Source organism: Streptomyces sp. NPDC053079 (genome assembly GCF_044546695.1).
GTDB lineage: Bacteria > Actinomycetota > Actinomycetes > Streptomycetales > Streptomycetaceae > Streptomyces.
Genome location: NZ_JBITZJ010000001.1, coordinates 128650 through 155271, shown reverse-complemented (window position 1 = coordinate 155271; position 26622 = coordinate 128650). Strand labels below are relative to the sequence as shown.

The following is a 26622-nucleotide window of genomic DNA, read 5'->3' as shown; positions in this document are numbered from 1 at the left end:
ATCACGCCCGATCCGCGACGCGTTCGCCGAGCAGGCCTTGTGGCCTGAGCAGCAGGACGAGGATGAGGAGGACGAAGGCCCAGACGTCCTTCCAGGAGCCGCCGCCGAATTGGGTCATGCCGGGGATCTCCTCGATGTAGCCGGTGGCGAGGGCTTCCGCGACGCCGAGGACGACGCCGCCGAGCATGGCGCCGTAGATGTTGCCGATGCCGCCGAGGACGGCTGCGGTGAAGGCTTTGAGGCCGGTGATGAAGCCCATGCGGAAGTCGACTTGGCCGTATTTGAGGCCGTGGGCGACGGCGGCGATGGCGGCGAAGGCGGCGCCGATGGCGAAGGCGATGACGATGATGCGGTCGGTGTTGATCCCCATGAGTTTGGCGGTGTCGGGGTCCTGTGCGGTGGCTTGCATGCCGCGGCCGGTGCGGGTTTTGGCGACGAAGAGGCCGAGGGCGGTCATGCACAGGGGTGCGGCGATGAGGAGGAAGATTTCTCCTCGTTGGACGGTGGCGCCGAGGATGTCGAGGGATTCGCCTTTGAACTGGGGGAAGACGCGGGCCTTCTTGGCGTCGGGGTACCACTTCCAGATGGCTTGCTGGAGGGCGATGGACAGGCCGATGGCGGTGATGAGGGGGGCGAGGCGGGGTGCGCCGCGCAGGGGGCGGTAGGCGAAGCGTTCGGCGGTGACGGCGACGGCGGTGGCGGCGATGATGCCGCCGAGGATCATGAGGGGGAGGGCGAGGAGCAGGCCGGTGCTGTCGGGGAGGATGAGGTGGGCGGTCAGTGCGCCGAAGCCGCCGACCATGAAGATCTCGCCGTGGGCGAAGTTGATGAGCTGGACGATGCCGTAGACCATCGTGTAGCCGATCGCGATGAGTCCGTACATCGCGCCGAGGATGAGTCCGTTCGCCAGTTGTTGCGGCAGTTCGTGCACCGCCGGGCCTCCGTGGGATGGGAAGGGGTGCGGGCGGTCGGCGCGGGCCGTGCGGGGTGGGTGGTCGGTTCGTACGGCCCGGCCGGTGGGTGTGGTGCGTGGTGTGCGGGTGTGTGGGGGTCAGCGCTTGTATTCGGCGCTGTGGCGGGCTTTCCATGCGGCTGAATCGACCTGGTATGCGGTGATCATGGTGTTGGTGGTGTCGCCGTACTGGTCGAAGGAGACGGGGCCGGTGACGCCGTCGAACTTGACCTTGTTGAGGGCTTCGACGACTTTGGTGCGGGCGTTGTCGGGGAGTTTTCCGCCGTTGTCGGCGACGACGGTTTTGACGGCCTGGATGATGGCCCAGGTGGCGTCGTAGGTGGAGCCGCCGTAGGCCTCGTAGCGGTCCTTGTAGCCGGCGGCCTTGTAGTCGGCGATGAATTTCTTGGCGGAGTCGAGTTGTTCGACGGGTTTGCCGACGGAGGTGGCGTAGTCGCCGGCGGACTTTTTGTTGAGGGTGATGTAGTCGCCGCTGTACATGCCGTCGCCGCCCATGAGGGGTGCTTTGACGCCGCCGTCCTTGAGTTGTTGGCTGAGGGGTGCTGCGGCGGGGTATTCGCCGCCGTAGAAGACGAGGTCGGGGTTGGCGGTCTTCACTTTGGAGACGATGGCTTTGAAGTCACGGTCTTCCGGGTTGACGTGTTCGGTGCCGGTGACTTTTCCGCCGAGGGAGGTGAATTTGGCGGAGAAGGCTGCGGCGAGGCCGACGCCGTAGGTTTTCTGGTCGTCGATGACGTAGACCGTTTTGGCTTTGATCTGTTCGTAGGCGTACTGGCCGCCGAAGGCGCCCTGGATCTCGTCGGTGGTGGCGGTGCGGAAGTAGGTGCTGAACTGGCGTTTGCGGTTGTTCTGTTTCCAGTCCTTGCCCTGGGTGAGGTCGGGGTGGTGTTGGCGGGGGATATGAGGGCGACGTTGTTGGCCTGGGCGACCTGTTGCATGGACTGGGCGACGCTGGAGTTGAGGGGGCCGACGATGCCGAGGACCTTTTTGTCTCCGGCGAGTTTGGTGGCGTTCTGCTGGCCGGATGTGGGTTGGGCCTGGTCGTCCAGGGGGGTGAGTTCGAAGGTTATGCCGGGGACTTCTTTGGCTTTGTTGGCGTTGGTGACGGCGAGGTGGGCGGAGTTTTTGATTCCCTGGCCGAGTGCGGAGAGGTCGCCGGTCAGTGGGGCGTCGAGGCCGATGGTGACGGTGGTCTTCCGGCCTGAGTCGGTGTCTTTGTCCCCGTCGCCGTCGCGTGATCCGCAGGCGCTGAGGGTGAGGGCTCCCGCGGTGATCGCGGTGGTGAGGATGAGCAAGGAATGGTGTCGCACGGTGCTTCCTTTCCCTGGCGAGGCCCTCGCTGCGGAGGTGCCGTATCGCCGCCGGGCGGGAGGAAGGCAAGGCGGAACGAGAAATTCGAGAGGTGCGGAGAGTCCTTGTGCGAACCGCCCGGCGGGGTGGTGAATGGCCGTGACTCTAGGGGTGTGCGGCACTAAGGGGCAGAGGTGCAGGCCATGATGTGACTGTCTTGTTATGCCGCAGGTCACTCGGGGGCGTTTGTTTAACAGAGTTGAGCGTATGGGTCGCGCTGAGTAGACCGATGCCGCCCCCGGAAGCGTTCCGGGGGCGGCATCGGTGGGGTGGTGCGGTGGGTTTTCTCAGGCGGCGGGGGTGGTGTCGGCGGCCGCGCGGATGAGGCAGGTGAGGCGGGCGGAGCACACGCGCTTGTCCTGCTCGTCGGTGATGACGATCTCGTAGGTGGCGGTGGTGCGTCCGCGGTGGACGGGGGTGGCGGTGCCGGTGACCAGTCCGGAGCGGACTCCGCGGTGGTGGGTGCAGTTGAGGTCCACGCCCACGGCGATGCGGCCGGGGCCGGCGTGGAGCATGGCGCCGACGGAGCCGATGGTTTCGGCGAGGACGGCGGAGGCGCCGCCGTGGAGGAGGCCGTAGGGCTGGGTGTTGCCTTCGACGGGCATGGTGGCGACGACGCGCTCGGGGGAGGCCTCGACGACGTGGACGCTCATGCGCTCGCCGAGGTGTCCCGCGGAGAAGAGGGCGCCGAGGTCGAGCCCGCTGTCGGCCCACTGGTCGAGGATGTCCTGCGGGAACGTGGTCTTGCTGTGCTCGCCCATGCGTCGTGGCTCCGATCACCTTTGGTCGTTGTGTGGTGAAAGTTTTTTCAGCTGGACCGCTTCGGCGTCAACTGTCGTGGTCGGTCCGGGGCTCGAGCCTGATGACGAGGGACTTGCTGGCCGGGGTGTTGCTGGTGTCGGCCGTGTGGTCCAGGGGGACCAGGACGTTGGTCTCGGGGTAGTAGGCGGCGGCGCAGCCGCGTGCGGTGGGGTAGTGCACGACGCGGAAGCCGGGTGCGCGGCGTTCGCTGCCGTCGGTCCATTCGCTGACGAGGTCGGCGTAGGAGCCGTCGGCGAGGCCGTGGGCGGCCGCGTCGTCGGGGTGGAGGAGGACGACGCGGCGGCCGTTCTTGATGCCGCGGTAGCGGTCGTCGAGGCCGTAGATGGTGGTGTTGTACTGGTCGTGCGAGCGCAGGGTCTGCAGCAGCAGGCGGCCTTCGGGGACGTGGGGGTGTTCGACGTCGGCGGCGGTGAAGTTGGCCTTGCCGGTCTTGGTGGGGAAGGTGCGGCTGTCGCGGGGGGCGTGGGGGAGCGTGAAGCCGCCGGGGCGGGCGACGCGGGCGTTGAAGTCCTCGAAGCCGGGGATGACGCGGGCGATGCGGTCGCGGATGGTGGCGTAGTCCTTCTCGAACTCTTCCCAGGGTGTGGTGCTGGTGGGGCCGAGGACGCGGCGGGCGAGGCGGCAGACGATGGCGGGTTCGGACAGCAGCTGGGGGCCGGCGGGTGCGAGGCGGCCGCGTGAGGCGTGCACCATGCCCATGGAGTCCTCGACGGTGACGAATTGCTCGCCGCTGTGCTGGCGGTCGCGTTCGGTGCGGCCGAGGGTGGGCAGGATCAGGGCCCGTGCGCCGGTGATCACGTGTGAGCGGTTGAGCTTGGTGGAGACGTGGACGGTCAGGCGGGCGCGGCGGACGGCTGCCTCGGTGACGTCGGTGTCGGGGGTGGCGGAGACGAAGTTGCCGCCCATGGCGAAGAAGACCTTGGCCTGTCCGTCGCGCAGGGCCCGGATGGCGCGTACGACGTCGAGTCCGTGGGCGCGGGGCGGGGCGAAGCCGAATTCCTTCTGCAGGGCGTCGAGGAACGCGGTGGAGGGGCGCTCGAAGATGCCCATGGTGCGGTCGCCCTGGACGTTGCTGTGGCCGCGTACGGGGCAGACGCCGGCGCCGGGGCGGCCGATGTTGCCGCGCAGGAGGAGGAAGTTGACGACTTCCCGGATGGTGGGGACGGCGTGTTTGTGCTGGGTGAGGCCCATGGCCCAGCACACGACGGTGCGCTGGGAGGCGAGGACCATGCGCAGGGCGGTTTCGATCTCCTCGCGGCGCAGGCCGGTGGCGCGCAGGGTCTGGTCCCAGTCGGCGGTGCGGGCGGCGCGTGCGAAGTCCTCGAAGCCGTGGGTGTGCTCGTTGATGAAGGCGGTGTCGAGGGCGCCTTCGGTGTCGAGGACGAGTTTGTTGAGGAGGCGGAAGAGGGCCTGGTCGCCGCCGAGGCGGATCTGCAGGAAGAGATCGGTGAGGGGGGTGCCGCCGCCGATGAGGCCGCGGGCGTTCTGGGGGTTCTTGAAGCGTTCCATGCCCGCTTCGGGGAGCGGGTTGACCGTGATGATCTTCGTGCCGCCGGCCTTGGCCTTTTCCAGGGCGCTGAGCATGCGGGGGTGGTTGGTGCCGGGGTTCTGGCCGGCGACGATGATCAGGTCGGCTTTGTAGAGGTCTTCGAGCAGGACGCTGCCCTTGCCGATGCCGATGGTCTCGGTGAGTGCGGAGCCGGAGGACTCGTGGCACATGTTGGAGCAGTCGGGCAGGTTGTTGGTGCCGAATTCGCGGGCGAAGAGCTGGTAGAGGAAGGCGGCTTCGTTGCTGGTGCGCCCGGAGGTGTAGAAGACGGCTTCGTCGGGTCCGGTGAGGGCGGTGAGCTCGCCGGCGATGATGTCGAAGGCCCGCTCCCAGGTCACCGGCTCGTAGTGCTCGGCGCCTTCGGCGAGGTACATGGGGTGGGTGAGGCGGCCCTGCTGGCCGAGCCAGTAGCCGCTGCGGTCGGCGAGCGAGGGCACGGAGTGCTCGGCGAAGAACGCGGGGGTGACGCGGCGCAGAGTGGCTTCCTCGGCGACGGCCTTGGCGCCGTTCTCGCAGAATTCGGCGGCGTGGCGCTTGTCGGGCTCGGGCCAGGCGCAGCCGGGGCAGTCGAAGCCGTCCTTCTGGTTGACCTTGAGGAGGGTGAGGGCGGTGCGTCGGACGCCCATCTGGTCGTGGGCGATGCGCAGCGTATGGGCGATGGCGGGCAGGCCGGCGGCTGCGTGCTGCGGGGCGGTGACGTCGGGTGCGTCCTGTACCGGATCGCCGGTGGGCGGCTTGCCTGCCATCTCGCTCCCCCTTGAGCGGTCGGTGGTACGCGGGTGTGTGCGTACGGTGCCGATCCTGTCATGGGGGTCCGGCAGCGGCGGTGGCGAGGGCCGCGTGGCCTGGTTTGTCAGTGGGCCGTGGCAGGATCGGGGGCGTGGCAGCAAAGGCATCGAAGACGAACGAACCGACCGGCACCGAGGCATCTGCGGAGGGAGGCCGGCCCCGTCTGTTGTTGATGGACGGGCACTCCATGGCGTACCGGGCGTTCTTCGCGCTGCCCGCGGAGAACTTCACCACTTCGGGTGGTCAGCCGACGAACGCGGTGTACGGCTTCGCGTCGATGCTGGCCAATACGCTGCGTGACGAGCGGCCTACGCATTTCGCGGTGGCGTTCGACGTGTCGCGCAAGACGTGGCGCTCGGAGGAGTTCCCGGAGTACAAGGCGACGCGTTCGAAGACCCCTGACGAGTTCAAGGGGCAGGTGGCGCTGATCGGCGAGATGCTCGACACGATGAACGTGCGGCGGTTCGCGGTCGACGGCTTCGAGGCCGACGACGTGATCGCGACGTTGGCCACGGAGGCGGAGGCGGAGGGTTTCGAGGTCGCGATCGTCACCGGTGACCGTGACTCCTTCCAGCTGATCACCGATGCGGTGACGGTGCTGTATCCGACGAAGGGCGTCTCGGAGCTGACGCGTTTCACGCCGGAGAAGGTCGTGGAGAAGTACGGCCTCTCGCCGCAGCAGTATCCGGACTTCGCGGCGCTGCGCGGCGACCCGTCGGACAACCTGCCGGGCATCCCGGGCGTGGGCGAGAAGACGGCCGCGAAGTGGATCAACCAGTTCGGTTCGTTCGCGGAGCTGGTCGAGCGGGTGGACGAGGTCAAGGGCAAGGCCGGGCAGAACCTGCGGGATCACCTGGAGGCGGTGAAGCTCAACCGCCGGCTGACCGAGATGGTGCGGGACGTGAAGCTGTCCACGCACCCGGACGACCTGGAGCGCCAGGCGTTCGACCGGCTGGCGCTGGTGGCGTTCCTGGAGCAGCTGGAGATCCGCAACCAGGGGCTGCGGGACCGGCTGCTGGCCGCGGACCCGGGTGGGGAGTCGTCCGAGGAGGCGGCCCCGGAGGCGGGCGCCGAGGTGGACGGCGTGGTGCTGGGCGCGGGTGAGCTGGCGCCGTGGCTGGCCGGGCACGGCACGGGCCCGCTGGGTGTGGCGATCACCGACACCTGGGCGCAGGGCGCGGGCCGGGTCGCGGAGATCGCGCTGGCGACGGGCGAGGGCCCGGCGGTCTGGTTCGATCCGGCGGAGCTGGACGAGGCCGACGAGCGGGCGTTCGCCGCGTGGGTCGCCGACCCGGCGCGGCCGAAGGTGATGCACGACGCGAAGGCCGCGATGCGGGTCTTCGCCGAGCACGGCTGGCCGGTGGAGGGCGTGACGATGGACACGGCCCTGGCCGCGTACCTGGTCAAGCCGGGCCGTCGTTCGTTCGCCCTGGACACGCTGTCGGTGGAGTACCTGGGCCGGGAGCTGGCCACGGCCGCCGCCGGTGACGGGCAGCTGGCGTTCGGCGCGGACGAGCAGGCCGAGGCGGACGCCCTGATGGGCCGGGCCCGTACGGTCCTGGACCTCGGTGGCGCGTTCGAGGGCCGGGTGCGGGAGGTGGGCGCGGCGGATCTGCTCACTGATGTGGAGCTGCCGACCAGTGCGGTGCTCTCAGACCTGGAGCGCTCGGGCATCGCCGCGGACCGTGGCTGGCTGGAGCGGATGGAGCAGCAGTTCGCGGCGGCGGTGCAGCAGGCGGTGCTCGAGGCGCACGCGGCGGCAGGTCGTGAGTTCAATCTGGGCTCGCCCAAGCAGCTGCAGGAGGTTCTCTTCGGGGAGCTGGGCCTGCCGAAGACGAAGAAGACGAAGACCGGTTACACCACGGACGCCGACGCTCTGGCCTGGCTGGCCGCGCAGACGGAGAACGAGCTTCCGGTGATCATGCTGCGGCACCGGGAGCAGTCCAAGCTGCGTTCCACGGTCGAGGGTTTGATCAAGGCGATCGCTCCCGACGGGCGGATCCACACCACCTTCAACCAGACGGTGGCGGCGACGGGCCGGCTGTCGTCCACGGATCCGAACCTGCAGAACATTCCGGTGCGTACGGACGAGGGGCGTGCGATCCGTCGTGGTTTCGTCGTCGGTGAGGGCTTCGAGTCCCTGATGACGGCGGACTACAGCCAGATCGAGCTGCGGGTCATGGCGCACCTGTCCGAGGACGAGGGTCTGATCGAGGCGTTCGCGTCCGGTGAGGACCTGCACACGACGGTGGCCTCCCAGGTGTTCGGCGTCGCCAAGAGTGAGGTCGACGCGGAGATGCGCCGCAAGATCAAGGCCATGTCGTACGGTCTGGCCTACGGTCTGTCGGCGTTCGGGCTCTCGCAGCAGCTGAACATCGCGCCCGATGAGGCGCGTCGTCTGATGGACACGTTCTTCGAGCGGTTCGGCGGGGTGCGCGACTATCTGCAGCGTGTGGTCGAGGAGGCCCGTGCCACGGGGTACACCGAGACGATGCTCGGCCGTCGTCGTTATCTGCCCGACCTCAACAGCGACAACCGTCAGCGTCGTGAGATGGCGGAGCGGATGGCGCTGAACGCCCCGATCCAGGGCACCGCCGCGGACATCGTCAAGATCGCGATGCTGCGGGTGGGCGAGGCCCTGGCGGCCGAGACGCTCACGTCCCGGATGCTGCTCCAGGTGCACGACGAAATCGTGCTGGAGATCTCGCCGGGTGAGCGCGAGAAGGTCGAGGCGCTGGTCCGCCGTGAGATGGCCGGTGCCGTCGAGCTGCGTGCCCCGCTGGATGTGTCGGTGGGTGTCGGCCGGGACTGGGAGTCCGCCGCGCACTGATCGCCCTCGCGGGGTCCGGTTTGCGGACTCGTACGCGTTGACCGGCCCTTCTTTCCCTTCGGTGAGCCGAGGGGGGAGGAGGGCCGGCGCGGTTGTGGTCGGCGGTGTGGTTCTCATCCGCGGTGTGCGTTGCTACCGTGCCCATTCCTGACGCCTCGTCATATCCGGGGAACGCTGCCAGGAGGCTACGCATGCGCGCACTGGCCGCCGCGGCCATCGGACTGGCCGCGGCCCTCGCCCTGGTCCTCGCCGTCACGGCCATCGGCCCGCCCGAAGGCGAGACCTCGCCCGAGCCCCTGCTGTCCACCGCCCCCGCACACCCGTAGCCGGGAGGCCCCTCATGCGCCGCAGAGCGAGCCTGGTGCTGCTGGCCCTCGCGGTGTTCTTCACCGCCCTGTCGCCACTGCTGCGCTGGTACGCCTTCCCCCGCCTGGCCAAGGTCCCCGCCGGCCGCTACCAGACGGCCGTCCTGGAGGCGAAGGACGCCACCCTCATCGACTACGCCACGCTCACCCCGAAGAAGGTCTCCCGCCTCACCATGGTGCAGACCCTCAAGGGCAACGTGGAGCAGGCCCGCAAGATCAAGGACGCGACCGGCCGCGACGTCGTCGTCTGGGACGGCCTCTCCTACGCCGCCGGCCCCGACGGCGCCATGATCTCGCGGATACCCGAGCGCTATGTCTTCGACGCCCACAGCCAGCAGCCCGTCCACGCGGGCGGCGAACACGTCGACGGCACCCCGGTGCGCCGCGACGGCATTCAGTACAAGTGGCCCTTCCTCGTCGAAAAGCGCGCCTACCGCTACTTCGACCTGATGACCCGCACCTCCGCGCCCATCCACTACAAGGGCACCCGCACCTTCCACGGCCTGAAGGTCTACTACTTCGAGCAGACCATCCCCTGGACCAAGGTCCCCCTGCCCCGCACCCTGCCGCTGGGCATCACCCCCGACACCGTCCGCCAGCTCGGCCTGGAGCGCTGGTACGCCACCCGGCGCATGTTCTGGGTCGACCCCACCACCGGCGCGCCCGTCAACGGCGAGGAGGACCACCGCGAGGAGATGCGCTGGACCGGCCGGCCGGACAAGAAGCCGATCACCGCCTTCGCCGGCCATGTGAAGATGCGGCCCGACTACGTCGAGGACACGGTTGCGCTGGTGAAATCGCAGCGCCGGCTGGTCCTGCTGCTCACCGCCTACCTCCCCTGGGGCTTCGTGGCGCTCGGCGGCGCGCTGCTGTCCCTTTCCCTCGTCCTGGAGGCCCGAGATCGTCGTGCGCTCGCCGCGAACGTGGCACACGATGGAGGGAAACCCGAACGGCCGACCCCCGACGAGGGGTCGCTGAGCAGAGGAGGCTCGCCGTGAAGGAGAGTCCCGAGGACGCGTCCACCACGTCCCGGCCGCGCCGGCTGTACACCGGCGGCGAGCGGCCCTACGACCCCGAAGACCTGGTCATGGCCTCCGGTCGCGACGTGACACCGGAACGGATCGAGAGGGCCAAGCGCCTGATGGAGAAGGAGGGGGCCGCGGCGGTCGAGCGCTACCTCCCCTGACGGGGCAGGACACCGCCACCCGGGCGCGCACGCCGCACCCGCGCGCCCGGGGTGCACGTCCTACGGGCGGCGCGCGTTGGTGCGCCGCGTCGCCACGGCCGTGGACGGATCCTCGGGCCAGGGGTGCTTGGGGTAGCGGCCGCGCAGCTCGGCCCGCACGGAGCGGTAGCCGTCCTGCCAGAACGACGCCAGATCCGCCGTGACCGCCGCGGGCCTGCCCGCCGGCGACAGCAGGTGGACGAGCACGGGAACCCGGCCGCCCGCCAGGCGCGGCGTCTGCCGCAGCCCGAAGAGCTCCTGCAGCTTGACGGCCAGGACGGGCTGCTCACCGGCGTAGTCCACCCGGATCCGGGAGCCGCTCGGCACCTCCAGACGCTCCGGCGCCAGCTCCTCCAGACGCGCCGCGTCCCCGCTCGCCCACGGAAGCAGCCGCTCCAGGGCCGGGCCGGCGTTCACCCGCTCCAGGTCGGCGCGCCTGCGCGCCCGGTCCAGTTCCAGGCCCAGCCACTCGTCCGTACGCGCCAGCAGCGCCTCGTCCGACACCTCCGGCCACGGCTCGCCCAGTTCCCGGTGCAAGAACGCCAGACGCTGCCGCAGGCCCCCGGCCTCCGCACTCCAGCGCAGCAGACCGAGCCCCTCGCGCCGCAGCCCCTCCAGCAGAGCCGTACGCACCAGCGCCCGGTCCGGCGCGGTCAGCGTGCTCGTGGCCAGCTCCACCGCCCCCAGCCGCGTCACCCGGCGCGCCACGACGTCACGCCGCTCCTCCGACCAGCGCACCTCCTCGCCCTCGGCGAACAGTGCCCCGGCCGCGGCCCGCGCCGTGCCCTCGTCGATCACCGCGCCCAGCCGCACCCGCGCCGACGCCGCCGCCACCGGCCGGTCCGCCACGGCGACCGCCAGCCACCGCGCACTGCGCAGCCGTGACCCCTCGCCCAGCTCGGCGCCCGTCCCCGACACCATCAGATACGAGCCCTCCCCGCGCGAGCGTGCCACCCGCTCGGGGAACGCCAGCGCCGCGATCAGCCCGGCGACGGCGTCGTCGGCAGGTGCGGCCCCGGTGCGGTCGTGGCCCTCACCCGTCGCCCCGTCCGGGCCGCCGCCCGCGACGCCCCGTACCGCGTTCTCCAGGCGGCGGGCCTCGGTGCGCCAGCGCGCCGCGTAGGCGTCGCCGCCGCGCCGGGCCGCCCTCCAGGCGGCGGCCAGGTCGTCGCCGTACTCCCGGGGCGGTTCCTCGCTGAGCAGCGCCACGACCTCGGCCGCGCGGCGCGCGCCGACCTCGTGCGCGCCGTCCAGGAGGGCGCGCGCCAGACGGGGGTGCACCCCCAGCCGGGCCATGCGCCGGCCCCGTTCGGTGGGGCGCCCGTCCGGGCCGGTCGCGCCGGTGGCCGCCAGTACCGCACGGGCCGCGGCCAGCGCGCCGGCGGGCGGGGCGTCGAGCAGCGCGAGACCGGACGCGTCGGGATCGCCCCAGCAGGCCGCCTGCAGGGCGAACGCCGTCAGGTCCGCGACCGTGATCTCCGCGGCGGGGAACGCCGGCAGCCGCACCTCGTCGGCCTCCGACCAGCAGCGGAACACCACTCCCGGCGCCTCACGGCCCGCACGCCCCGCACGCTGACGGGCCGCGGCCCGCGACGCCCGTACGGTCGTGAGCGCGCTCAGCCCCCGGGCGTGGTCCATGCGCGGCTCCCGGGCCAGGCCGGCGTCCACCACGATCCGCACCCCCGGCACGGTCAGGCTCGACTCCGCCACCGACGTCGCCAGCACCACCCGTCGCGCACCGCGGCCACCGGCGAGCACCGCGTCCTGCACGGCCGCCGGCGCCCTGCCGTGCACCTGCAGCACCTCGGCGCCGCCCAGCACCCCGGGCCCGCCCAGCAGGCCCGCCACCCGCCCGATCTCCCCCACGCCGGGCAGGAAGCACAGCACGTCGCCGTCGCGCTCGCGCAGCGCCCGCCGCACCACCGCGGCCACGTGCTCCAGCAGCACTGGGTCCACGCGCATCCCGTGCGGCGGCTGCACCGCCCGCTCCGGCGGCGCCCACACCACGTCCACCGGGTGCGAGACGCCCTGCGCCCGGACCACGGGCGCGTCGCCCAGCAGCCGCGCCCAGCCCTCGGCGTCCGTGGTGGCCGAGGCGGCCACCAGTTGCAGCTCGGGGCGCAGGGCGGCGCGTACGTCCAGCAGGAACGCCGCGGCCGTGTCGGCGTCCAGATGCCGCTCGTGGCACTCGTCGAGCACCACGACGTCGACTCCGGCCAGCTCCGGATCGCGCTGCAGGCGCTGCAGCAGCACACCGGTCGTGACCACCTCGACCACGGTCGCGGGCCCCGCCCTGCGCTCCCCGCGCACGGTGAAGCCCACCCGGCCGGTGGCGCCGCCCACTTCCTCGCCCAGCAGCCACGCCATGCGGCGGGCCGCGGCCCGTGCCGCGATCCGGCGCGGCTCGGCGACCACCACACGGCGTACGGGCGCGGGGCCCTGATCGCCGGCCGCCACGAGCCCGGCGAGGACCAGCGGCACCAGGGTCGTCTTGCCCGTGCCGGGCGGCGCGCACAGGACGGCGGCGCCGCTGTCGTCCAGCGCACGGGTGAGCGCGGGCAGGGCGGTGCGTACGGGCAGGTGGTCGAGGGCCTCGGTGCGGATCACGGGATCAAGTCTCGCCGAGGCCCGGCGCGGCCCCGCGGCCCGGTGTCAGTCGCGCTCGCAGACGAAGATCGCCGTGCCGGGGATCAGATGGCCGCGCAGCGGGGACCAGCCGCCCCACTCCTGGGTGTTCCAGGCCGGCCATTCCGGTTCGACCAGGTCGACCAGGCGGAAGCCGGCGGCGACCACGTCGCGCACCCGGTCGCCGAGCGTGCGGTGGTGCTCCACATAGACGGCCCGGCCGTTCTCGTCCTGCTCCACATAAGGGGTGCGGTCGAAGTAGGAGGCGGCGACGGACAGACCCTCCGGGCCGGGCTCGTCGGGGAAGGCCCAGCGGATGGGGTGCGTGACGGAGAAGACCCAGCGGCCGCCGGGCCGCAGCACCCTGCGCACCTCGCGCATCACCTGTACCGGATCGGCGACGAACGGCACCGCTCCGTAGGCGGAGCAGGCCAGGTCGAAGGAGCCGTCCGCGAAGGGCAGCGCGCCGGCGTCGCCCTCGACCAGGGGGAAGTCCGCGCCGATCCGCAGGGCGTGCTGCAGCTGCCGGTGGGAGAGGTCCAGGGCCACGGGGCGGGCGCCCTGGGCGGCCAGCCAGCGCGCGCACTGGGCCGCGCCCGCGCCGATCTCCAGGACGGCCAGGCCCTCGAGGCCGCTCGCCGGGCCCAGCAGCGCGGCCTCCGCCTCGTCCAGGCCCTCGGGCCCCCAGACGAAGCGGTCGTCGCCGAGGAAGCCGCCGTGCTCGCTCTGGTACTCGTCGGCGTTGCGGTCCCACCAGCCGCGGCTGGCCCGGCTGCTCTCCGTCCCGCCGCTCTCACGGCGGGTCGCTTCCGGCTCGTACTCTTGGGTCATCTCGACGGTCGCGCCCTCGGCCAGGGAACCGCGGTGAGCGGTTCTTGATCTTGAATAGGTCTTTCGATCTTTACAGGTCCCCTCCGGAGCGTGTCGCCGCGGGGTCCGGCGGCGCTCGGCCGGGATTTCGCCGGGGTCCTTCCGGGGGCCCGGGCGTGGCGCTACGGGGTGTCGCGGGGCCCTCGTGGCCTCGCACAACCTGAGTTGTGCCGGATTTCGGGTATTTCGTCCCGGGTGTGCGCCTTCGCGCATTGACCGTGTCCGGCTGCCCCCGTATGCTACAAGTTGCGCTGCGAGCCTGCGCGCCTCAGACGGAGCAGGTCGCGCTCGCACTTGTTGTATGTCCCCTCGGTTGTCGAGGCGCTTCTGGTTTTCTATCGGGTCTTCGGACTCCTTACGGAAACTGCGCCTCCAAGGCTGTCCGGCTTCGGCGGTGCGATACGGGCCCACGGCGTAGCAGTACCTACGACTTCAATGTCCGTACCGGAGCCCTTTCCCACATGACGAGCAGCACCGAGACCACCGCCACCACCCCGCAGGTTGCGGTCAACGACATCGGTAACGAGGAAGCCTTCCTCGCCGCGATCGACGAGACGATCAAGTACTTCAACGACGGCGACATCGTCGACGGCGTCATCGTGAAGGTCGACCGGGACGAGGTCCTGCTCGACATCGGTTACAAGACCGAGGGTGTGATCCCCTCCCGCGAGCTCTCGATCAAGCACGACGTCGACCCGAACGAGGTCGTCAAGGTCGGCGACGAGATCGAGGCCCTGGTTCTCCAGAAGGAGGACAAGGAAGGTCGCCTGATCCTCTCGAAGAAGCGCGCCCAGTACGAGCGCGCCTGGGGCACCATCGAGAAGATCAAGGAAGAGGACGGGATCGTCACCGGTACCGTCATCGAGGTCGTCAAGGGTGGTCTCATCCTCGACATCGGCCTCCGTGGCTTCCTCCCGGCCTCCCTGGTCGAGATGCGCCGCGTCCGCGACCTCCAGCCCTACGTGGGCAAGGAGCTCGAGGCCAAGATCATCGAGCTGGACAAGAACCGCAACAACGTGGTCCTGTCCCGCCGTGCCTGGCTGGAGCAGACCCAGAGCGAGGTCCGTCAGACCTTCCTCACCACCCTCCAGAAGGGTCAGGTGCGCTCCGGCGTCGTCTCCTCCATCGTCAACTTCGGTGCCTTCGTGGACCTGGGTGGCGTCGACGGTCTCGTCCACGTCTCCGAGCTCTCCTGGAAGCACATCGACCACCCGTCCGAGGTTGTCGAGGTCGGCCAGGAAGTCACCGTCGAGGTCCTCGACGTCGACATGGACCGCGAGCGCGTCTCCCTGTCGCTCAAGGCCACCCAGGAAGACCCGTGGCAGCAGTTCGCCCGGACCCACCAGATCGGTCAGGTCGTCCCGGGTAAGGTCACCAAGCTCGTTCCCTTCGGTGCGTTCGTGCGCGTCGACGAGGGCATCGAGGGCCTGGTCCACATCTCCGAGCTGGCCGAGCGCCACGTGGAGATCCCGGAGCAGGTCGTCCAGGTCAACGACGAGATCTTCGTCAAGGTCATCGACATCGACCTCGAGCGTCGTCGCATCAGCCTCTCGCTGAAGCAGGCCAACGAGTCCTTCGGTGCCGACCCGTCCGTGGTCGAGTTCGACCCGACCCTGTACGGCATGGCCGCGTCCTACGACGACCAGGGCAACTACATCTACCCCGAGGGCTTCGACCCCGAGGCCAACGACTGGCTCGAGGGCTACGAGAAGCAGCGCGAGGAGTGGGAGCGCCAGTACGCCGAGGCGCAGCAGCGCTTCGAGCAGCACCAGGCGCAGGTCATCAAGTCCCGCGAGGCCGACGAGCAGGCCGCTGCCGAGGGCGCTGCCGCTCCGGCCGCCGCCTCGGGTGCCGGCACCGTCTCCGGCGGTTCGTACTCCTCGGAGTCGGCCGACCAGTCCGGCGCCCTGGCGTCGGACGAGGCGCTCGCCGCGCTCCGCGAGAAGCTCGCCGGCGGCCAGAGCTGACGCTCTGACCGGCAGCAGCTGACAGCTGACTGACGTAAGGCCCGCTCTCCTTGGAGAGCGGGCCTTACTCATGCCCGTGTGCCCCCCGCATTGATCCTCTTGACCGCCCGCACGGGGAATGCCGGCGCCCTTCAAGGGCGTTCTTCCGTACGGAACATGAGGAGGAACGGTCACTGTGTTGGATCCGCAGGGTTTGTACGAATGGGAGCCCAAGGGGCTCGCCGTAGCCGACCTGGCCCTGGCCCAGGACACGGCCGGGCTGGTCATGCTCTACCACTTCGACGGCTACATCGACGCCGGTGAGACGGGCGACCAGATCGTCAAACGGCTGCTGGACGGCCTGCCGCACCAGGTCGTGGCCCGCTTCGACCACGACCGGCTCATCGACTACCGGGCGCGCCGCCCCCTGCTGACCTTCGAGCGCGACCGCTGGAGCGCGTACGAGGTCCCCAGGATCGAGCTCCGTCTGGTGCAGGACGCGACGGGCGCCCCCTTCCTCCTGCTCACCGGCCCCGAGCCGGACGTGGAGTGGGAGCGCTTCGCGGCCGCCGTGCGAGAGCTGGTGGAGCGCCTCGGCGTACGCCTGTCCGTCAACTTCCACGGCATCCCCATGGGCGTCCCCCACACCCGCCCCGTCGGCATCACCCCGCACGGCAACCGCACCGACCTGATGCCGGGCCACCGCAGCTACTTCGACGAGGCCCAGGTGCCCGGCAGCGCCGAGTCGCTCATCGAGTACCGCCTGGCCGAGGCCGGCCACGATGTTCTGGGCGTCGCCGCCCACGTCCCCCACTACATCGCCCGCTCCCCCTACCCGGACGCGGCACTGACGGCACTGGAAGCGGTCACCGCCGCGACGGGCCTCGTCCTGCCGAACGCCGCGCACGCCCTGCGCACCGAGGCGCTGCGCACCCAGGAGGAGATCGAGCGTCAGCTCGCCGAGGGCGACGAGGAGCTCGTGGCGCTCGTACGGGGCCTCGAGCACCAGTACGACGCGGTCGCCGGCGCCGAGACCCGCGGCAACCTCGTCGCCGAGCCCGTCGACCTGCCCTCCGCCGATGAGCTGGGCGCGGAATTCGAGCGCTTCCTCGCCGACAGGGAGGGCGACGGCGGTCGCTGACCGCCGGCCCTATAGCGTGGGCCCATGCTGAAGGTGGGCCTCACCGGCGGAATCGGCGCCGGCAAGAGCGAGGTGTCGCGGCTCCTCGTCTCCTACGGAGCGGTGCTCGTCGACTCCGACAAGATCGCACGGGAAGTGGTGGCGCCGGGCACGCCCGGACTGGCGGCGGTGGTCGCCGAGTTCGGCCCCGGGGTCCTCACCCCCGAGGGCGCGCTCGACCGTCCCAAGCTCGGCGCGATCGTCTTCGCCGATACGGACCGGCTCGCCGCCCTCAACGCCATCGTGCACCCCCTGGTCCGGGCCCGCTCAGCCGAGCTGGAATCCGCGGCGGGCCCGGACGCCGTCGTCGTCCACGACGTCCCCCTGCTCGCCGAGAACGCGCTGGCGCCCCTGTACGACCTCGTCCTGGTCGTGGACGCCTCCACCGAGACCCGCCTCGACCGGCTGGTGCGCATGCGCGGCATGACCCCCGACGAGGCCCGCGCCCGCATGGCGGCCCAGGCCACCCGCGAGCAGCGGCTGGCCGTCGCCGACCTGGTCATCGAGAACGACGGCCCGCTGGAGGAGCTGGAGCCCAGGGTCCGGGCGGTGTGGGAGGAACTGCGGAATAGGTCGTAGCGCGGAGGCGTTGTGGCGCAGTGCTGCTGAGTGCTGCTGAGTGCTGTAGCGAGGCTGCGGCCAGCTCTGCAGTGTGTGCTGTAGTGGAGTTCTGCGGTGAAAGGACACGGACGTGACCGAGCGGACGACGCCCGAGACCCACGTGATCGACTTCCGGGCTGCCGAGCACCTGCTGGACGCCGGTGACCCGCGCGGCGCCATCAAGCTGCTCGACTCCGTCATCTCCGCCCACCCCGAGAACACCGCGGCCCGCCTGCTGCGCGCCCGCGCCTTCTTCGCGACCGCGCAACTCCGCCCCGCCGAGCTCGAATTCCAGCTCGTCCTCGAACGCGAGCCGGACAACGCCTTCGCCCACTTCGCCCTGGCCCGCACTCTCCAACGCGCCGCCCGTCCCACCGAAGCCCTCCGCCACTTCCGCCTCGCCGCGGCCCTGGACCCCCGCCCGGACTTCGTGGCGGCGGCCCGGTTCGGGGAGAGGGGCTGAGGGCGGACCGAGCCCGGCTCGGGCAGGGGTGCGGGGCGCGGCCGGTGGACTGATCGGTTCGTCCTATCGGGTGAGGGGCGTGAGGGGCTCCTTTGCCGCGTGCTGCCTCTGGAGAAACGCTGCATACAGCTGCTTTGGGGCTGAGGGTCCTGTGCGGGGCGGGGTCGCAGGGGGAGCGGCGTGCGCTTGCCCCGCCTGTCCGTGCATAGCGTGGCCGTCTCGATCTTGCTTGTCGAGCCGCCCCCAGGAGACCGTCCATGGCCATGCCGGAACTGCTCGGTGTCAGCCCCGTCGCGCCCCCGTCCGGGCCCCGGTACAAGGCCCGGGCCCTGGGCGCGAGCTGGGTGCTCCTCGGCCTGTTGTTAGCCGCTCTCTCGGTCGCGCAGGCGGAGAAAGCCGCAGGGCACGTGACCGACAAGGGCACCCTGACCGTGGAGCGCTGCTGGGTGCGCACCACGCATGCGCGGCACGGTGACGGCGACCGGGACGTGTGCGTCGGCCTCTACCGGGGGGAGAACGGGCGGACCGTACGCGACGGTGCCGAGCTCAAGGGCTTCTACGTGCCAGGTGAGCGTGTACGGGTGTACCGCGAGGACTCCGAGTACTACGTCATCGGCTGGCGTGCGTTCTGGGGCTGGCTGGCCTGCGCCTTCGGCGGGGCTCTTCTCGTCTGCTTGGGGATGGTGACCGTCATCGTCGGGATTCATGCGAAAACGCTGGAGGAACTCGATGCGGTCAAGTCATTGCTGCGTCTGCAGCCGGCGGTCGCGGACTGTCTCAGGTGGCTGCGGAGGGTAGGGGTGGCGGGCCTGGTGCTGTGCTTCGTACTGGCGCTCATTTCTCACTGATGGATCGGCATGCTTCGCGCCGGGAGGGTGATCGGATGGAACTGCGGGTTGACTCAGGACAGTTGGAAGCCTTCGCGCGTCAGATCTACCGGGGTGCCGAAGACTCACGGGAAGTGCTGAACTATGCCGGGAAGTTCACGCACATCACCGCCCGGCAGAATGGGCTCTTTGCCCTTGCCGTCGATGGTCACGACGGATTACGCCACGAGGTTCTGCAAGCTCTGAAGCATCTCTCCGGCATCCTGACGGAGTCGTCGGAAGAGCTGCGTGCCGCTGCCGCTTACTACCGCCGCACCGATCACGCTGTGGCCGCTTCCCTGGACGCCGGGTACGCGCGGGAGAGGCGCTGACCTGCCGTGCAATTCACCGATGTGGTGCAGCCTACGGAGTATCTCGTTCCGCCGCGGAAGCCGGAGGAGTTCACCGATCCGCTGCTGTCGCTCAACGCGGTCTGTGATTTCCTGAGTCCGGGCGGGTGGTTTCTCAAGCTGGCCGAGCTGATGTTGCCGAAGAATCCCGTCGAGTGGGCCCAGGAGCAGCTGGCCGGGGACTGGGCGGCCTATGCCAAATGCGCCGAGTCGTGGCAGCGCATGGGCCGGGCATGCGGCGCTGTGGCGCGCAACGTCGAGTCCGGCGGCAGAGGCATCGCCAGGACGTGGGACGGCAACGCCGCCGAAGCCGCGCTTCTCTACTTCGACGCCTTGCGGAAGAACCTCGAGGACGTGCGGGAAGCGCTGGACAGGATGGGCGACGAGTACCGCGCCGTCGCGCAGTCGATCTCGCTCACCGGTCAGGCGATCGGGGGATGCATCAGCGCGATGGTCGATGCTCTGGTGACCATGTCCATCACGGCAGCGGCTACCGCAGCGCTCGGCTGGACCGGGTGCGCCGCAGCGATGGGCTACGCCATCGGGGCGATGGAAGCCCAGGTCATTCTCAAGGAGTGGCAGCGGATGACCCGGCTCATCGGCGCCGCCCAACTGGCCGTGAACAGCGGTTACGCGGTCATGGGACATATCGGCGGCGAAGTCATGGCGAAACTCAACGCGTTTCCACTGCCACGGGCGGGCTATGACCACCCGGCGGTCTGAGACAGGAGGGCGTATGCCTGAACAAGAGGTGGGGTTCGAAGAGTTCCTGGCTCCGGGCCGGGACCGCGAGCAGGCCCGGGTCGTCCACAAGGCCCTGCAGCACCTGGCCGCCGGTGGGGCGGGCGACGTCCTCCAGGAGATGGCGCGTGACGTCCTCTCCGGCCGGGTCGGTCTGCGTGAGGCCGTGCGCGTGGGTGCTTACGCGGACGCGCTGGGCGAGCACGCCCACGTGGCGCACAAGGCGTGGGAGGGCATGTCCGAAGAGGAACGCCAACGCTGCCTGGCGGACGCCCGTAGCTCCCTGGACGCCGAGGGGTCCTGAGCGGGGCCCGCCGGCTTGCCGCCCAGGCCCCAGGCCCTACCGTTCGGGCTTCTTGCCCTTGACCGGCTCGTACGGCGGGACGTCCCGCCCCGGCTGGTAGTGCGGGCCCTGCCGGATGTGCCGGATCACGAGGCCCAGGTCGGTGGCCGCCACCGCTGCCAGCACCCCGCAGGCGATCGCCCACCCCGGGTGGCCGGCGGCCGCGAAGAGGAGGGTTCCGGCCAGGGCCCAGACGAGGCCGAAGGAGGCCAGGGCGCAGCGCAGCCGTAGGGGGCTGCGGGCGGTGATCGGTTCGTTGCCCGTACGCATGGCGCACCATCTCCTCCTCCCAGGATCCACCCTTTCCGGGGGAGGGGCGGGCCCGGTTCAGAGCAGGCGCTGGATCTCGCCGCGGACGCGGTAGAAGCCGGACGCGGCGGGGGAGAGGGCCTCGACGACGTAGCGGGCGCCGGGCTGGCGTATGTGGCGGGGGAACTGGACGTTCCAGGTGGGGTCGTAGCCGCCCGAGACGACGTGGACGCGGAGGCGGCCGGCTTCCTGGACGCATTCGACCACGATGCCCGAGGCGGGCGGGGTGGCGACCGTCCGGACGGTGGCGGACGGGGCGTACGTGGGCAGGGCGGCGGCGGACTTGACGTCCAGGGGGACGGGGACCGTGCCGGACTGGGCGGCGGTGATGGCGGCCTCCGTGGCGTCGACGCAGACCAGGGAGCCGTCCGTGGTGACCATGTACAGCTTCTCGCCGAGGTACTGCATGGACAGGGCCGAGCCGCCGCCCGTGCCCAGCTTCCACAGGCGGGTGCCGTCGGCGGCGAAGCAGTAGACGGAGGAGGCGGAGTCACCGGCGAAGACGTAGCGGCCGCCGGGGGCGGTGGCGCAGGAGTAGACGGCGGCGTCGCAGCGGTACGTCGCCTCGACGGCGCCACTGGCCTTGGACAGGCGCTGGACGACGTGGTGGTGGGTGCCGGCGTAGACGGAGTGGTCCTCCTGCCAGCCGAAGAGCACGGAGCCGTCGGTCGGGGTGTGCCACAGCTCGCGGCCGCCGTCCTGGGCGTACGCCGTCACGCCGCGCCCGTGGCCGTGGTAGACGGCGCGCTCGTCCCGGCGCACCATCCAGGCGTGGTTTCCGGTGCTCTTGCGCGACCACTGGTACTCGTCCTCGTGGTCGATGACGGTCAGGCCGCCGTCGCGGTCGGCCACGTTGAGGATGCCCTCGTGGATGTCGAGCCAGAAGATGTCGACGTCGGAGGCGATCTCGTAGGCGGCGAACGGCAGCTTGCTGGAGAGGTCGTAGACGGTGCCGTCGTCACAGCCCGCGTAGATCCAGAAGTCGTCGGCCACCAGGCACTTCACACCGTCCGGCAGCTGGTAGCGGGCCAGTACCTCGCCGTCGTGGCCGAGCGTGTAGACGTCGCCGGACTGATTGCCGACCCAGCAGCGGTCCTCGCCGATGTGGATGCCGAACGCGGCCGCTCCCGTGCGGAACCGCCACAGCACCGGTGCCACGGCCCGGGCGGTGGAGGGTGCGGAGGCGACCTGGCGGCGCGTCACCGCGCGGGCCGCGCGGCCGCCCCGCACGGCGGGCGCGTAGCCCTTGCGGACCTTCTCGCCCACCTTCTTGGCGGCGGCGGCCCGTGCCTTCTCCACGGTCGGGAACGCGGACGTCTGGACCTGCCCGGCCGCGCCGATCCGTCCGTAGCGCACCGTCACGGTCGTGCCGTCGACGGCGACTTCGTAGAACTTGTGCGCCCCGCCGCCGTCCTGGGACAGCTCCAGATACGTGGTGTCCGACGACATGGCAACGCCCCTCTCCCCGCCGGTCGCGGCGACCGGTCTGCAGTGAGGGGAACGCTAGGGCGTGCCACTGACAATCGGCTCCGGCCCGGCGCCGGAGCCGTCAGAACAGCGGTTGCGGAAGGACGCCTTCGAGTGCCAGGAGGGTGCGCTTGGCCTCCAGGCCGGGGCCGAAGCCGCCCAGGCCGCCGTTGCTCTCGACGACCCGGTGGCAGGGCACGACGACGGGCAGCGGATTGCTGCCCATGGCCGCGCCCACGGCCCGGGCGGCACCGGGCTCGCCCACCCGGTCGGCCAGGTCCTGGTAGGCGACCAGGGTGCCGTAGGGGACGTGGTCGAGGAGCTCGCGGAGGGTGCGGCGGTTGAAGCCGGAGGTCAGGGACCAGTCCAACGGCAGGGTGAAGGTGTTCAGACGGCCGTCGAAATAGGCCCGCAGCTGCGCCGTCGCCCCGGCCAGGACGTCGTGGCAGGGGGAGGGCGGGGCGGCGGGGGCGGAGCCCAGGACACCGGTCAGGCGGCCGACGCAGCGGGCGGCGAGAGCGGCGTCGGCGTGGAAGACGACGTTGAGCAGGCCGTCCGCGGTCGCGGCCAGTCCCAGGGGGCCCACGGGCGTATCGATCGTCGTCCAGGCCCACGCCCGGGGGGTGGCCGGCAGGGGGCGCTCGGATTCCGTCACGTCATCCAGCGTAGAGCGTCCCCCGCCGGTGCCCCCCGGGGCGGTTCAGAGGGTGGAGTCCAGTCAGAGGGTGGAGTCCAGGACCACGGCCGCCTCGGTCAGGCCGGGGAAGCCGGACAGCTCGGAGGGGTCCGACAGGAACGTCGGGTCGCCGGCGTCCTCGGCCAGAGCGTCGGCGACGACGTGGGGGGCGTTGCTGATGATGCCGTCCACGCCCATGTGGGCCAGGGAGACCGCCCGGTCGCCGTCGTCGACGGTCCACGCCGAGACCTCCAGACGCCGCCCGTGCGGGCCCTTGAGCGCGTGCACGGAGCGTACCCAGGCGGCGGTGACGCTCTTGTGGTTCGGGTTGATCTGGTCGGCGAAGGCGGCGTACGTGCGGAGCTCGGCGGGCTTCGGGGCGCCCAGGAAGCCCTTCTTGATGTCCGGGCGGAGCTTGTGGAGCGTCTTCAGGGACGAGGCGTTGAAGCTCTGGACGACGAGCCGGCTCTTGACGTGCCGGCTGTCCAGCCAGCCCGCCCGTCGCAGCTCCGCCACCATCTGCCGCTCGATGCCCGGGTACAGCTCCGGGGCCTTGACCTCCAGCAGCAGCTTCTGGCCGTTGCGGTCGACCCGCTGCAGATAGCGGCCGAGGGTGGGAACCCGCTCGCCGGCGAAGCGCCGGCCGTACCAGCTGCCCGCGTCCAGCTTCTCGATCTCGGCGAGCGTGAAGTCCGCGATCTTCCAGGGCGCGCGCCGCGGATACCGGCGCTTGACGTCGGTGGTGCGCTCCAGAGTGGTGTCGTGCATGACGACCAGGGCGCCGTCCTTGGTGCGCTGGACGTCGTTCTCCACCCACTCGACGCCCAGCCGGGCCGCTCTGTCGATCGACGCCAGGGTGTTCTCCGGCGCCTGGACCGGCACCCCCCGGTGCCCGATGGCCACCGGTACGGCCGGATCGCCGGCCGTGGCGTGCGCGGGAGTGGCGACGAGGCCGACCGTGGACGCGGAGGCGAGCGTCGTGAGGGACAGGCCGAGAAGTGCGCTGGTCACGGCGGAGACGGTGCGGATGCGCATAAGGGCTCCTCGCGGCGTCCGGGCCCGGGCCGGCGGCGCCCCGGGCCTCGTGTACGGAAAGTCGTACGGCGTGCACGGAAAGTCGTACACGAAACTCCTACTGGCCCGCGACGGGCGGGGCACCCGCAGACGGCACCCTTTGCCGACTTTTCGCCGGGCGTTCGCCCCGGAAAACAGGGGCGGAACCCCAGGGGCGAGGCCGTTGTCAGTGGTGGGCCGTACGGTGGTCTCATGCGGCCCGTATCCAAGATCGAACGCAAGGTGGCGCCCTTCGAGGTCGTCAGCTCCTACCAGCCCAGCGGTGACCAGCCCACGGCCATCGCCGAGCTCGAGCAGCGCATCCGGGCGGGGGAGAAGGACGTCGTCCTGCTCGGTGCCACCGGCACCGGAAAGTCGGCGACCACCGCGTGGATGATCGAGAAGCTCCAGCGGCCGACGCTCGTCATGGCGCCCAACAAGACGCTCGCGGCCCAGCTGGCCAACGAGTTCCGCGAGCTCCTGCCCAACAACGCGGTCGAGTACTTCGTCTCGTACTACGACTACTACCAGCCCGAGGCGTACGTCCCGCAGTCGGACACGTACATCGAGAAGGACTCCTCGATCAACGAAGAGGTCGAGCGGCTGCGCCACTCGGCGACGAACTCGCTGCTCACCCGGCGCGACGTCGTCGTGGTGGCGTCCGTGTCCTGCATCTACGGCCTGGGTACGCCGCAGGAGTACGTGGACCGCATGGTGCCGCTCAAGGTCGGTCAGGAGATCGACCGGGACCAGCTGCTGCGCCGCTTCGTGGAGATCCAGTACACGCGCAACGACATGGCCTTCACCCGGGGCACGTTCCGCGTGCGCGGCGACACCATCGAGATCTTCCCGGTCTACGAGGAGCTGGCCGTCCGCATCGAGATGTTCGGCGACGAGATCGAGGCGCTGTCCACGCTCCACCCGCTCACCGGTGAGGTCATCTCCGACGACCAGGAGCTGTACGTCTTCCCCGCCAGCCACTACATCGCCGGTGCCGAGCGCATGGAGAAGGCCATCGCGGGGATCGAGGCCGAGCTGGAGGAGACCCTCGCCCGCATGGAGAAGCAGGGCAAGCTCCTGGAGGCGCAGCGGCTGCGCATGCGGACGACCTACGACATCGAGATGATGCGTCAGGTCGGTTCCTGCTCCGGCATCGAGAACTACTCGCTGCACATGGACGACCGTGAGCCGGGCTCCCCGCCGAACACCCTCCTCGACTACTTCCCCGAGGACTTCCTCCTCGTCATCGACGAGTCGCACGTCACCGTCCCCCAGATCGGCGCCATGTACGAGGGCGACGCCTCGCGCAAGCGCACCCTCGTCGAGCACGGCTTCCGCCTGCCGTCGGCCATGGACAACCGCCCGCTGAAGTGGGAGGAGTTCACCGAGCGCATCGGGCAGACCGTCTACCTCTCGGCGACGCCCGGCAAGTACGAGCTCTCGCGCGGCGACGGCTTCGTGGAGCAGATCATCCGCCCCACCGGCCTGGTCGACCCCGAGGTCGTGGTCAAGCCGACCGAGGGCCAGATCGACGACCTGGTGCACGAGATCCGCACCCGGACCGAGCGCGACGAGCGCGTCCTGGTCACCACGCTGACCAAGAAGATGGCCGAGGACCTCACGGACTACTTCCTGGAGCTGGGCATCCAGGTGCGCTATCTGCACAGCGACGTCGACACGCTGCGCCGCGTCGAGCTGCTGCGTGAGCTGCGGGCCGGCGAGTTCGACGTCCTGGTGGGCATCAACCTGCTCCGTGAGGGCCTCGACCTCCCCGAGGTGTCCCTGGTGGCCATCCTGGACGCCGACAAGGAGGGCTTCCTGCGGTCCGGGACGTCCCTGATCCAGACCATCGGCCGCGCGGCGCGCAATGTCTCCGGCCAGGTGCACATGTACGCCGACAAGATCACTCCCGCGATGGAGAAGGCCATCGAGGAGACCAACCGCCGCCGCGAGAAGCAGATCGCGTACAACACGGAGCGGGGGATCGACCCCCAGCCGCTCCGCAAGAAGATCGGCGACATCGTCGCCACGCTCGCCCGCGAGGAGATCGACACCCAGGAACTTCTGGGTTCGGGCTTCCGCCAGACCGGCAAGGACAAGGGCAAGGCCCCCGTGCCCACGGTGGCGTCCGGCGCCGGCGCCAAGGGCAAGACGAAGGCCAAGGGCAAGGCGAAGGAAGCGGTGGTCGCGACGGACCGGCCTGCCGCGGAACTGGCACAGCTCATCGAGGAGATGACCGACCGCATGCGGGCCGCGGCCGCGGAGCTGCAGTTCGAGGTCGCGGCGCGGCTGCGCGACGAGGTGGGCGAGCTGAAGAAGGAGCTGCGGCAGATGCGGGAGGCGGGCCTGGCCTGACGGCCGGGCGGTCCGGCCCGCACGCGGGACGTGCGGGCCGCGCGGGGCGAAGGGGGTGGGCGGGGCAGGGTACGCGACGGTGAGCGGGCATGTTGCAAGACCGCCACAAACCCCCCTCGGGTGAGTACCCGCTCCCCGGCAGTGCATAGGGTCGTTCAAGGAGGCCACGCGCACGCGTGGTCACGGGGACGAACGAACGAGAGAGGGACTGCGCGTGACGGTCAACTTGTCCAAGGGCCAGGGCATCAGCCTGCAGAAGGCCGACGGGGGCACCCTGACCGCGGTGCGGATGGGGCTGGGCTGGCAGGCGGCCCCTCGCCGCGGGCTGTTCGGGACGCGGACGAAGGAGATCGACCTCGACGCCTCGGCGGTGCTCTTCGCCGACAAGCAGCCGGTCGACGTGGCCTTCTTCCAGCAGCTGGTGAGCAAGGACGGCTCGGTGCGCCACACCGGCGACAACCTGGTCGGCGGCGCGGGCCAGGGCGGTGACGACGAGTCGATCCTCGTCGACCTGCAGCGCGTGCCCGTGCACGTCAACCAGATCGTCTTCACGGTGAACTCCTTCACCGGCCAGACGTTCGCCGAGGTGCGCAACGCCTTCTGCCGCCTGGTCGACGAGGGCACGGGCCAGGAGCTGGCCCGCTACACCCTGGACGGCGGCGGCCCGTACACCGCGCAGATCATGGCGAAGGTGCACCGGGTCGGCAACGGCTGGCAGATGACGGCGATCGGCACGCCGGCCAACGGCCGCACCTTCCAGGACCTGCTGTCGGAGATCCAGGCCACCCTGTAGCCGAGCGGTCCCGGCCCCGGCCGGGACGACAGCGGTACGGACCCAAGAGCAGTACGAGCCGGGCCCGGCGGAGCGGCATCCG

Annotated in this window: 23 protein-coding genes and 1 pseudogene; 14 read left to right on the top strand and 10 right to left on the bottom strand. The window is 70.6% G+C overall.

The genetic code is table 11. From position 1 onward, the window contains the following. Window position 1: 1 nt before the first annotated feature. The 4 genes and pseudogenes from ACIGXW_RS00730 to ACIGXW_RS00715 all read right to left on the bottom strand — a co-directional run bounded on the left by ACIGXW_RS00730 (window position 2) and on the right by ACIGXW_RS00715 (window position 5440). Window positions 2–931, bottom strand: coding sequence for a branched-chain amino acid ABC transporter permease (locus ACIGXW_RS00730; RefSeq protein WP_360913040.1), 930 nt, complete (start codon window positions 929–931; stop codon window positions 2–4). A 120-nt stretch (window positions 932–1051) separates the two neighbouring features. Further along, window positions 1052–2268 (bottom strand): annotated as a pseudogene (locus tag ACIGXW_RS00725) (branched-chain amino acid ABC transporter substrate-binding protein). Between the two features lie 342 nt (window positions 2269–2610). Beyond that, the gene (locus ACIGXW_RS00720; RefSeq protein ID WP_071964018.1) at window positions 2611–3084 is read right to left on the bottom strand and encodes a hotdog fold thioesterase; all 474 of its coding nucleotides are present in this window, start codon (window positions 3082–3084) and stop codon (window positions 2611–2613) included. A gap of 67 nt (window positions 3085–3151) precedes the next feature. After that, window positions 3152–5440: an FdhF/YdeP family oxidoreductase gene (locus tag ACIGXW_RS00715; protein ID WP_399568474.1), complete on the bottom strand. Its 2289-nt coding sequence runs from the start codon at window positions 5438–5440 to the stop codon at window positions 3152–3154. A 134-nt stretch (window positions 5441–5574) separates the two neighbouring features. Here ACIGXW_RS00715 and polA point away from each other — a divergent pair, with 134 nt between their 5' ends. The 4 genes from polA (at window position 5575) to ACIGXW_RS00695 (ending at window position 9864) form a co-directional block, all read left to right on the top strand. Continuing rightward, window positions 5575–8313 carry a DNA polymerase I gene (polA, locus tag ACIGXW_RS00710; RefSeq protein WP_071964019.1) on the top strand — a complete coding sequence of 913 codons (2739 nt, stop codon included), beginning with the start codon at window positions 5575–5577 and terminating at the stop codon, window positions 8311–8313. A gap of 191 nt (window positions 8314–8504) precedes the next feature. Beyond that, the gene (locus tag ACIGXW_RS00705; protein WP_399568472.1) at window positions 8505–8639 is read left to right on the top strand and encodes an SPW_0924 family protein; all 135 of its coding nucleotides are present in this window, start codon (window positions 8505–8507) and stop codon (window positions 8637–8639) included. 14 nt (window positions 8640–8653) lie between these two features. Then, window positions 8654–9676 (top strand): DUF3068 domain-containing protein, encoded by a 1023-nt coding sequence (locus tag ACIGXW_RS00700; RefSeq protein ID WP_399568469.1) that lies wholly within the window; start codon window positions 8654–8656, stop codon window positions 9674–9676. Beyond that, on the top strand, window positions 9673–9864 hold the full coding sequence (locus ACIGXW_RS00695; RefSeq protein WP_071964021.1) for a hypothetical protein: 192 nt from the start codon (window positions 9673–9675) through the stop codon (window positions 9862–9864). Before ACIGXW_RS00700 ends, ACIGXW_RS00695 begins: the two co-directional genes overlap by 4 nt. Window positions 9865–9924: 60 nt before the next feature. On the opposite strand, the gene hrpB is transcribed toward ACIGXW_RS00695, so the two are convergent. After that, window positions 9925–12510: an ATP-dependent helicase HrpB gene (gene hrpB, locus ACIGXW_RS00690; protein WP_399568467.1), complete on the bottom strand. Its 2586-nt coding sequence runs from the start codon at window positions 12508–12510 to the stop codon at window positions 9925–9927. Window positions 12511–12555: 45 nt separating this feature from the next. Then, entirely contained in the window at window positions 12556–13359 is an 804-nt protein-coding gene (locus ACIGXW_RS00685) for a class I SAM-dependent methyltransferase (RefSeq protein ID WP_071964023.1), read from the bottom strand. Window positions 13360–13859: 500 nt separating this feature from the next. Between ACIGXW_RS00685 and rpsA the strand changes: the two genes are divergently transcribed. From rpsA to ACIGXW_RS00645, 8 genes are all read left to right on the top strand, one after another. Continuing rightward, on the top strand, window positions 13860–15365 hold the full coding sequence (gene rpsA / locus ACIGXW_RS00680) for a 30S ribosomal protein S1 (protein ID WP_360913027.1): 1506 nt from the start codon (window positions 13860–13862) through the stop codon (window positions 15363–15365). 175 nt (window positions 15366–15540) lie between these two features. After that, window positions 15541–16485 carry a PAC2 family protein gene (locus ACIGXW_RS00675; protein WP_399568465.1) on the top strand — a complete coding sequence of 315 codons (945 nt, stop codon included), beginning with the start codon at window positions 15541–15543 and terminating at the stop codon, window positions 16483–16485. Window positions 16486–16509: 24 nt separating this feature from the next. Continuing rightward, window positions 16510–17103: a dephospho-CoA kinase gene (coaE, locus tag ACIGXW_RS00670; RefSeq protein ID WP_399568463.1), complete on the top strand. Its 594-nt coding sequence runs from the start codon at window positions 16510–16512 to the stop codon at window positions 17101–17103. Window positions 17104–17215: 112 nt separating this feature from the next. Beyond that, entirely contained in the window at window positions 17216–17587 is a 372-nt protein-coding gene (locus ACIGXW_RS00665) for a tetratricopeptide repeat protein (RefSeq protein ID WP_071964027.1), read from the top strand. A 257-nt stretch (window positions 17588–17844) separates the two neighbouring features. Continuing rightward, window positions 17845–18435 (top strand): hypothetical protein, encoded by a 591-nt coding sequence (locus tag ACIGXW_RS00660; RefSeq protein ID WP_399568461.1) that lies wholly within the window; start codon window positions 17845–17847, stop codon window positions 18433–18435. A gap of 35 nt (window positions 18436–18470) precedes the next feature. Further along, entirely contained in the window at window positions 18471–18785 is a 315-nt protein-coding gene (locus ACIGXW_RS00655) for a type VII secretion target (RefSeq protein ID WP_071964029.1), read from the top strand. A gap of 6 nt (window positions 18786–18791) precedes the next feature. Continuing rightward, window positions 18792–19526 (top strand): hypothetical protein, encoded by a 735-nt coding sequence (locus ACIGXW_RS00650; protein ID WP_399568459.1) that lies wholly within the window; start codon window positions 18792–18794, stop codon window positions 19524–19526. A gap of 13 nt (window positions 19527–19539) precedes the next feature. Continuing rightward, the gene (locus ACIGXW_RS00645) at window positions 19540–19848 is read left to right on the top strand and encodes a hypothetical protein (RefSeq protein WP_071964031.1); all 309 of its coding nucleotides are present in this window, start codon (window positions 19540–19542) and stop codon (window positions 19846–19848) included. Window positions 19849–19884: 36 nt separating this feature from the next. On the opposite strand, the gene ACIGXW_RS00640 is transcribed toward ACIGXW_RS00645, so the two are convergent. The 4 genes from ACIGXW_RS00640 to ACIGXW_RS00625 form a co-directional block, all read right to left on the bottom strand. Next, window positions 19885–20157, bottom strand: coding sequence for a DUF6343 family protein (locus ACIGXW_RS00640; RefSeq protein ID WP_399568457.1), 273 nt, complete (start codon window positions 20155–20157; stop codon window positions 19885–19887). A 57-nt stretch (window positions 20158–20214) separates the two neighbouring features. Further along, window positions 20215–21645, bottom strand: a complete 1431-nt coding sequence (locus ACIGXW_RS00635; RefSeq protein ID WP_399568455.1) for a WGR domain-containing protein — start codon at window positions 21643–21645, stop codon at window positions 20215–20217. Window positions 21646–21745: 100 nt separating this feature from the next. Next, window positions 21746–22318 carry a methylated-DNA--[protein]-cysteine S-methyltransferase gene (locus tag ACIGXW_RS00630; protein ID WP_399568453.1) on the bottom strand — a complete coding sequence of 191 codons (573 nt, stop codon included), beginning with the start codon at window positions 22316–22318 and terminating at the stop codon, window positions 21746–21748. A gap of 63 nt (window positions 22319–22381) precedes the next feature. Beyond that, complete coding sequence (locus ACIGXW_RS00625; protein WP_079273545.1) at window positions 22382–23374, bottom strand: glycerophosphodiester phosphodiesterase family protein; 993 nt, start codon at window positions 23372–23374, stop codon at window positions 22382–22384. 231 nt (window positions 23375–23605) lie between these two features. Here ACIGXW_RS00625 and uvrB point away from each other — a divergent pair, with 231 nt between their 5' ends. Both uvrB and ACIGXW_RS00615 read left to right on the top strand, forming a co-directional pair. After that, entirely contained in the window at window positions 23606–25747 is a 2142-nt protein-coding gene (gene uvrB, locus ACIGXW_RS00620) for an excinuclease ABC subunit UvrB (protein ID WP_071961666.1), read from the top strand. A 214-nt stretch (window positions 25748–25961) separates the two neighbouring features. Further along, window positions 25962–26540, top strand: coding sequence for a TerD family protein (locus tag ACIGXW_RS00615; RefSeq protein WP_071961667.1), 579 nt, complete (start codon window positions 25962–25964; stop codon window positions 26538–26540). The last annotated feature ends 82 nt before the right edge of the window (window positions 26541–26622 follow it).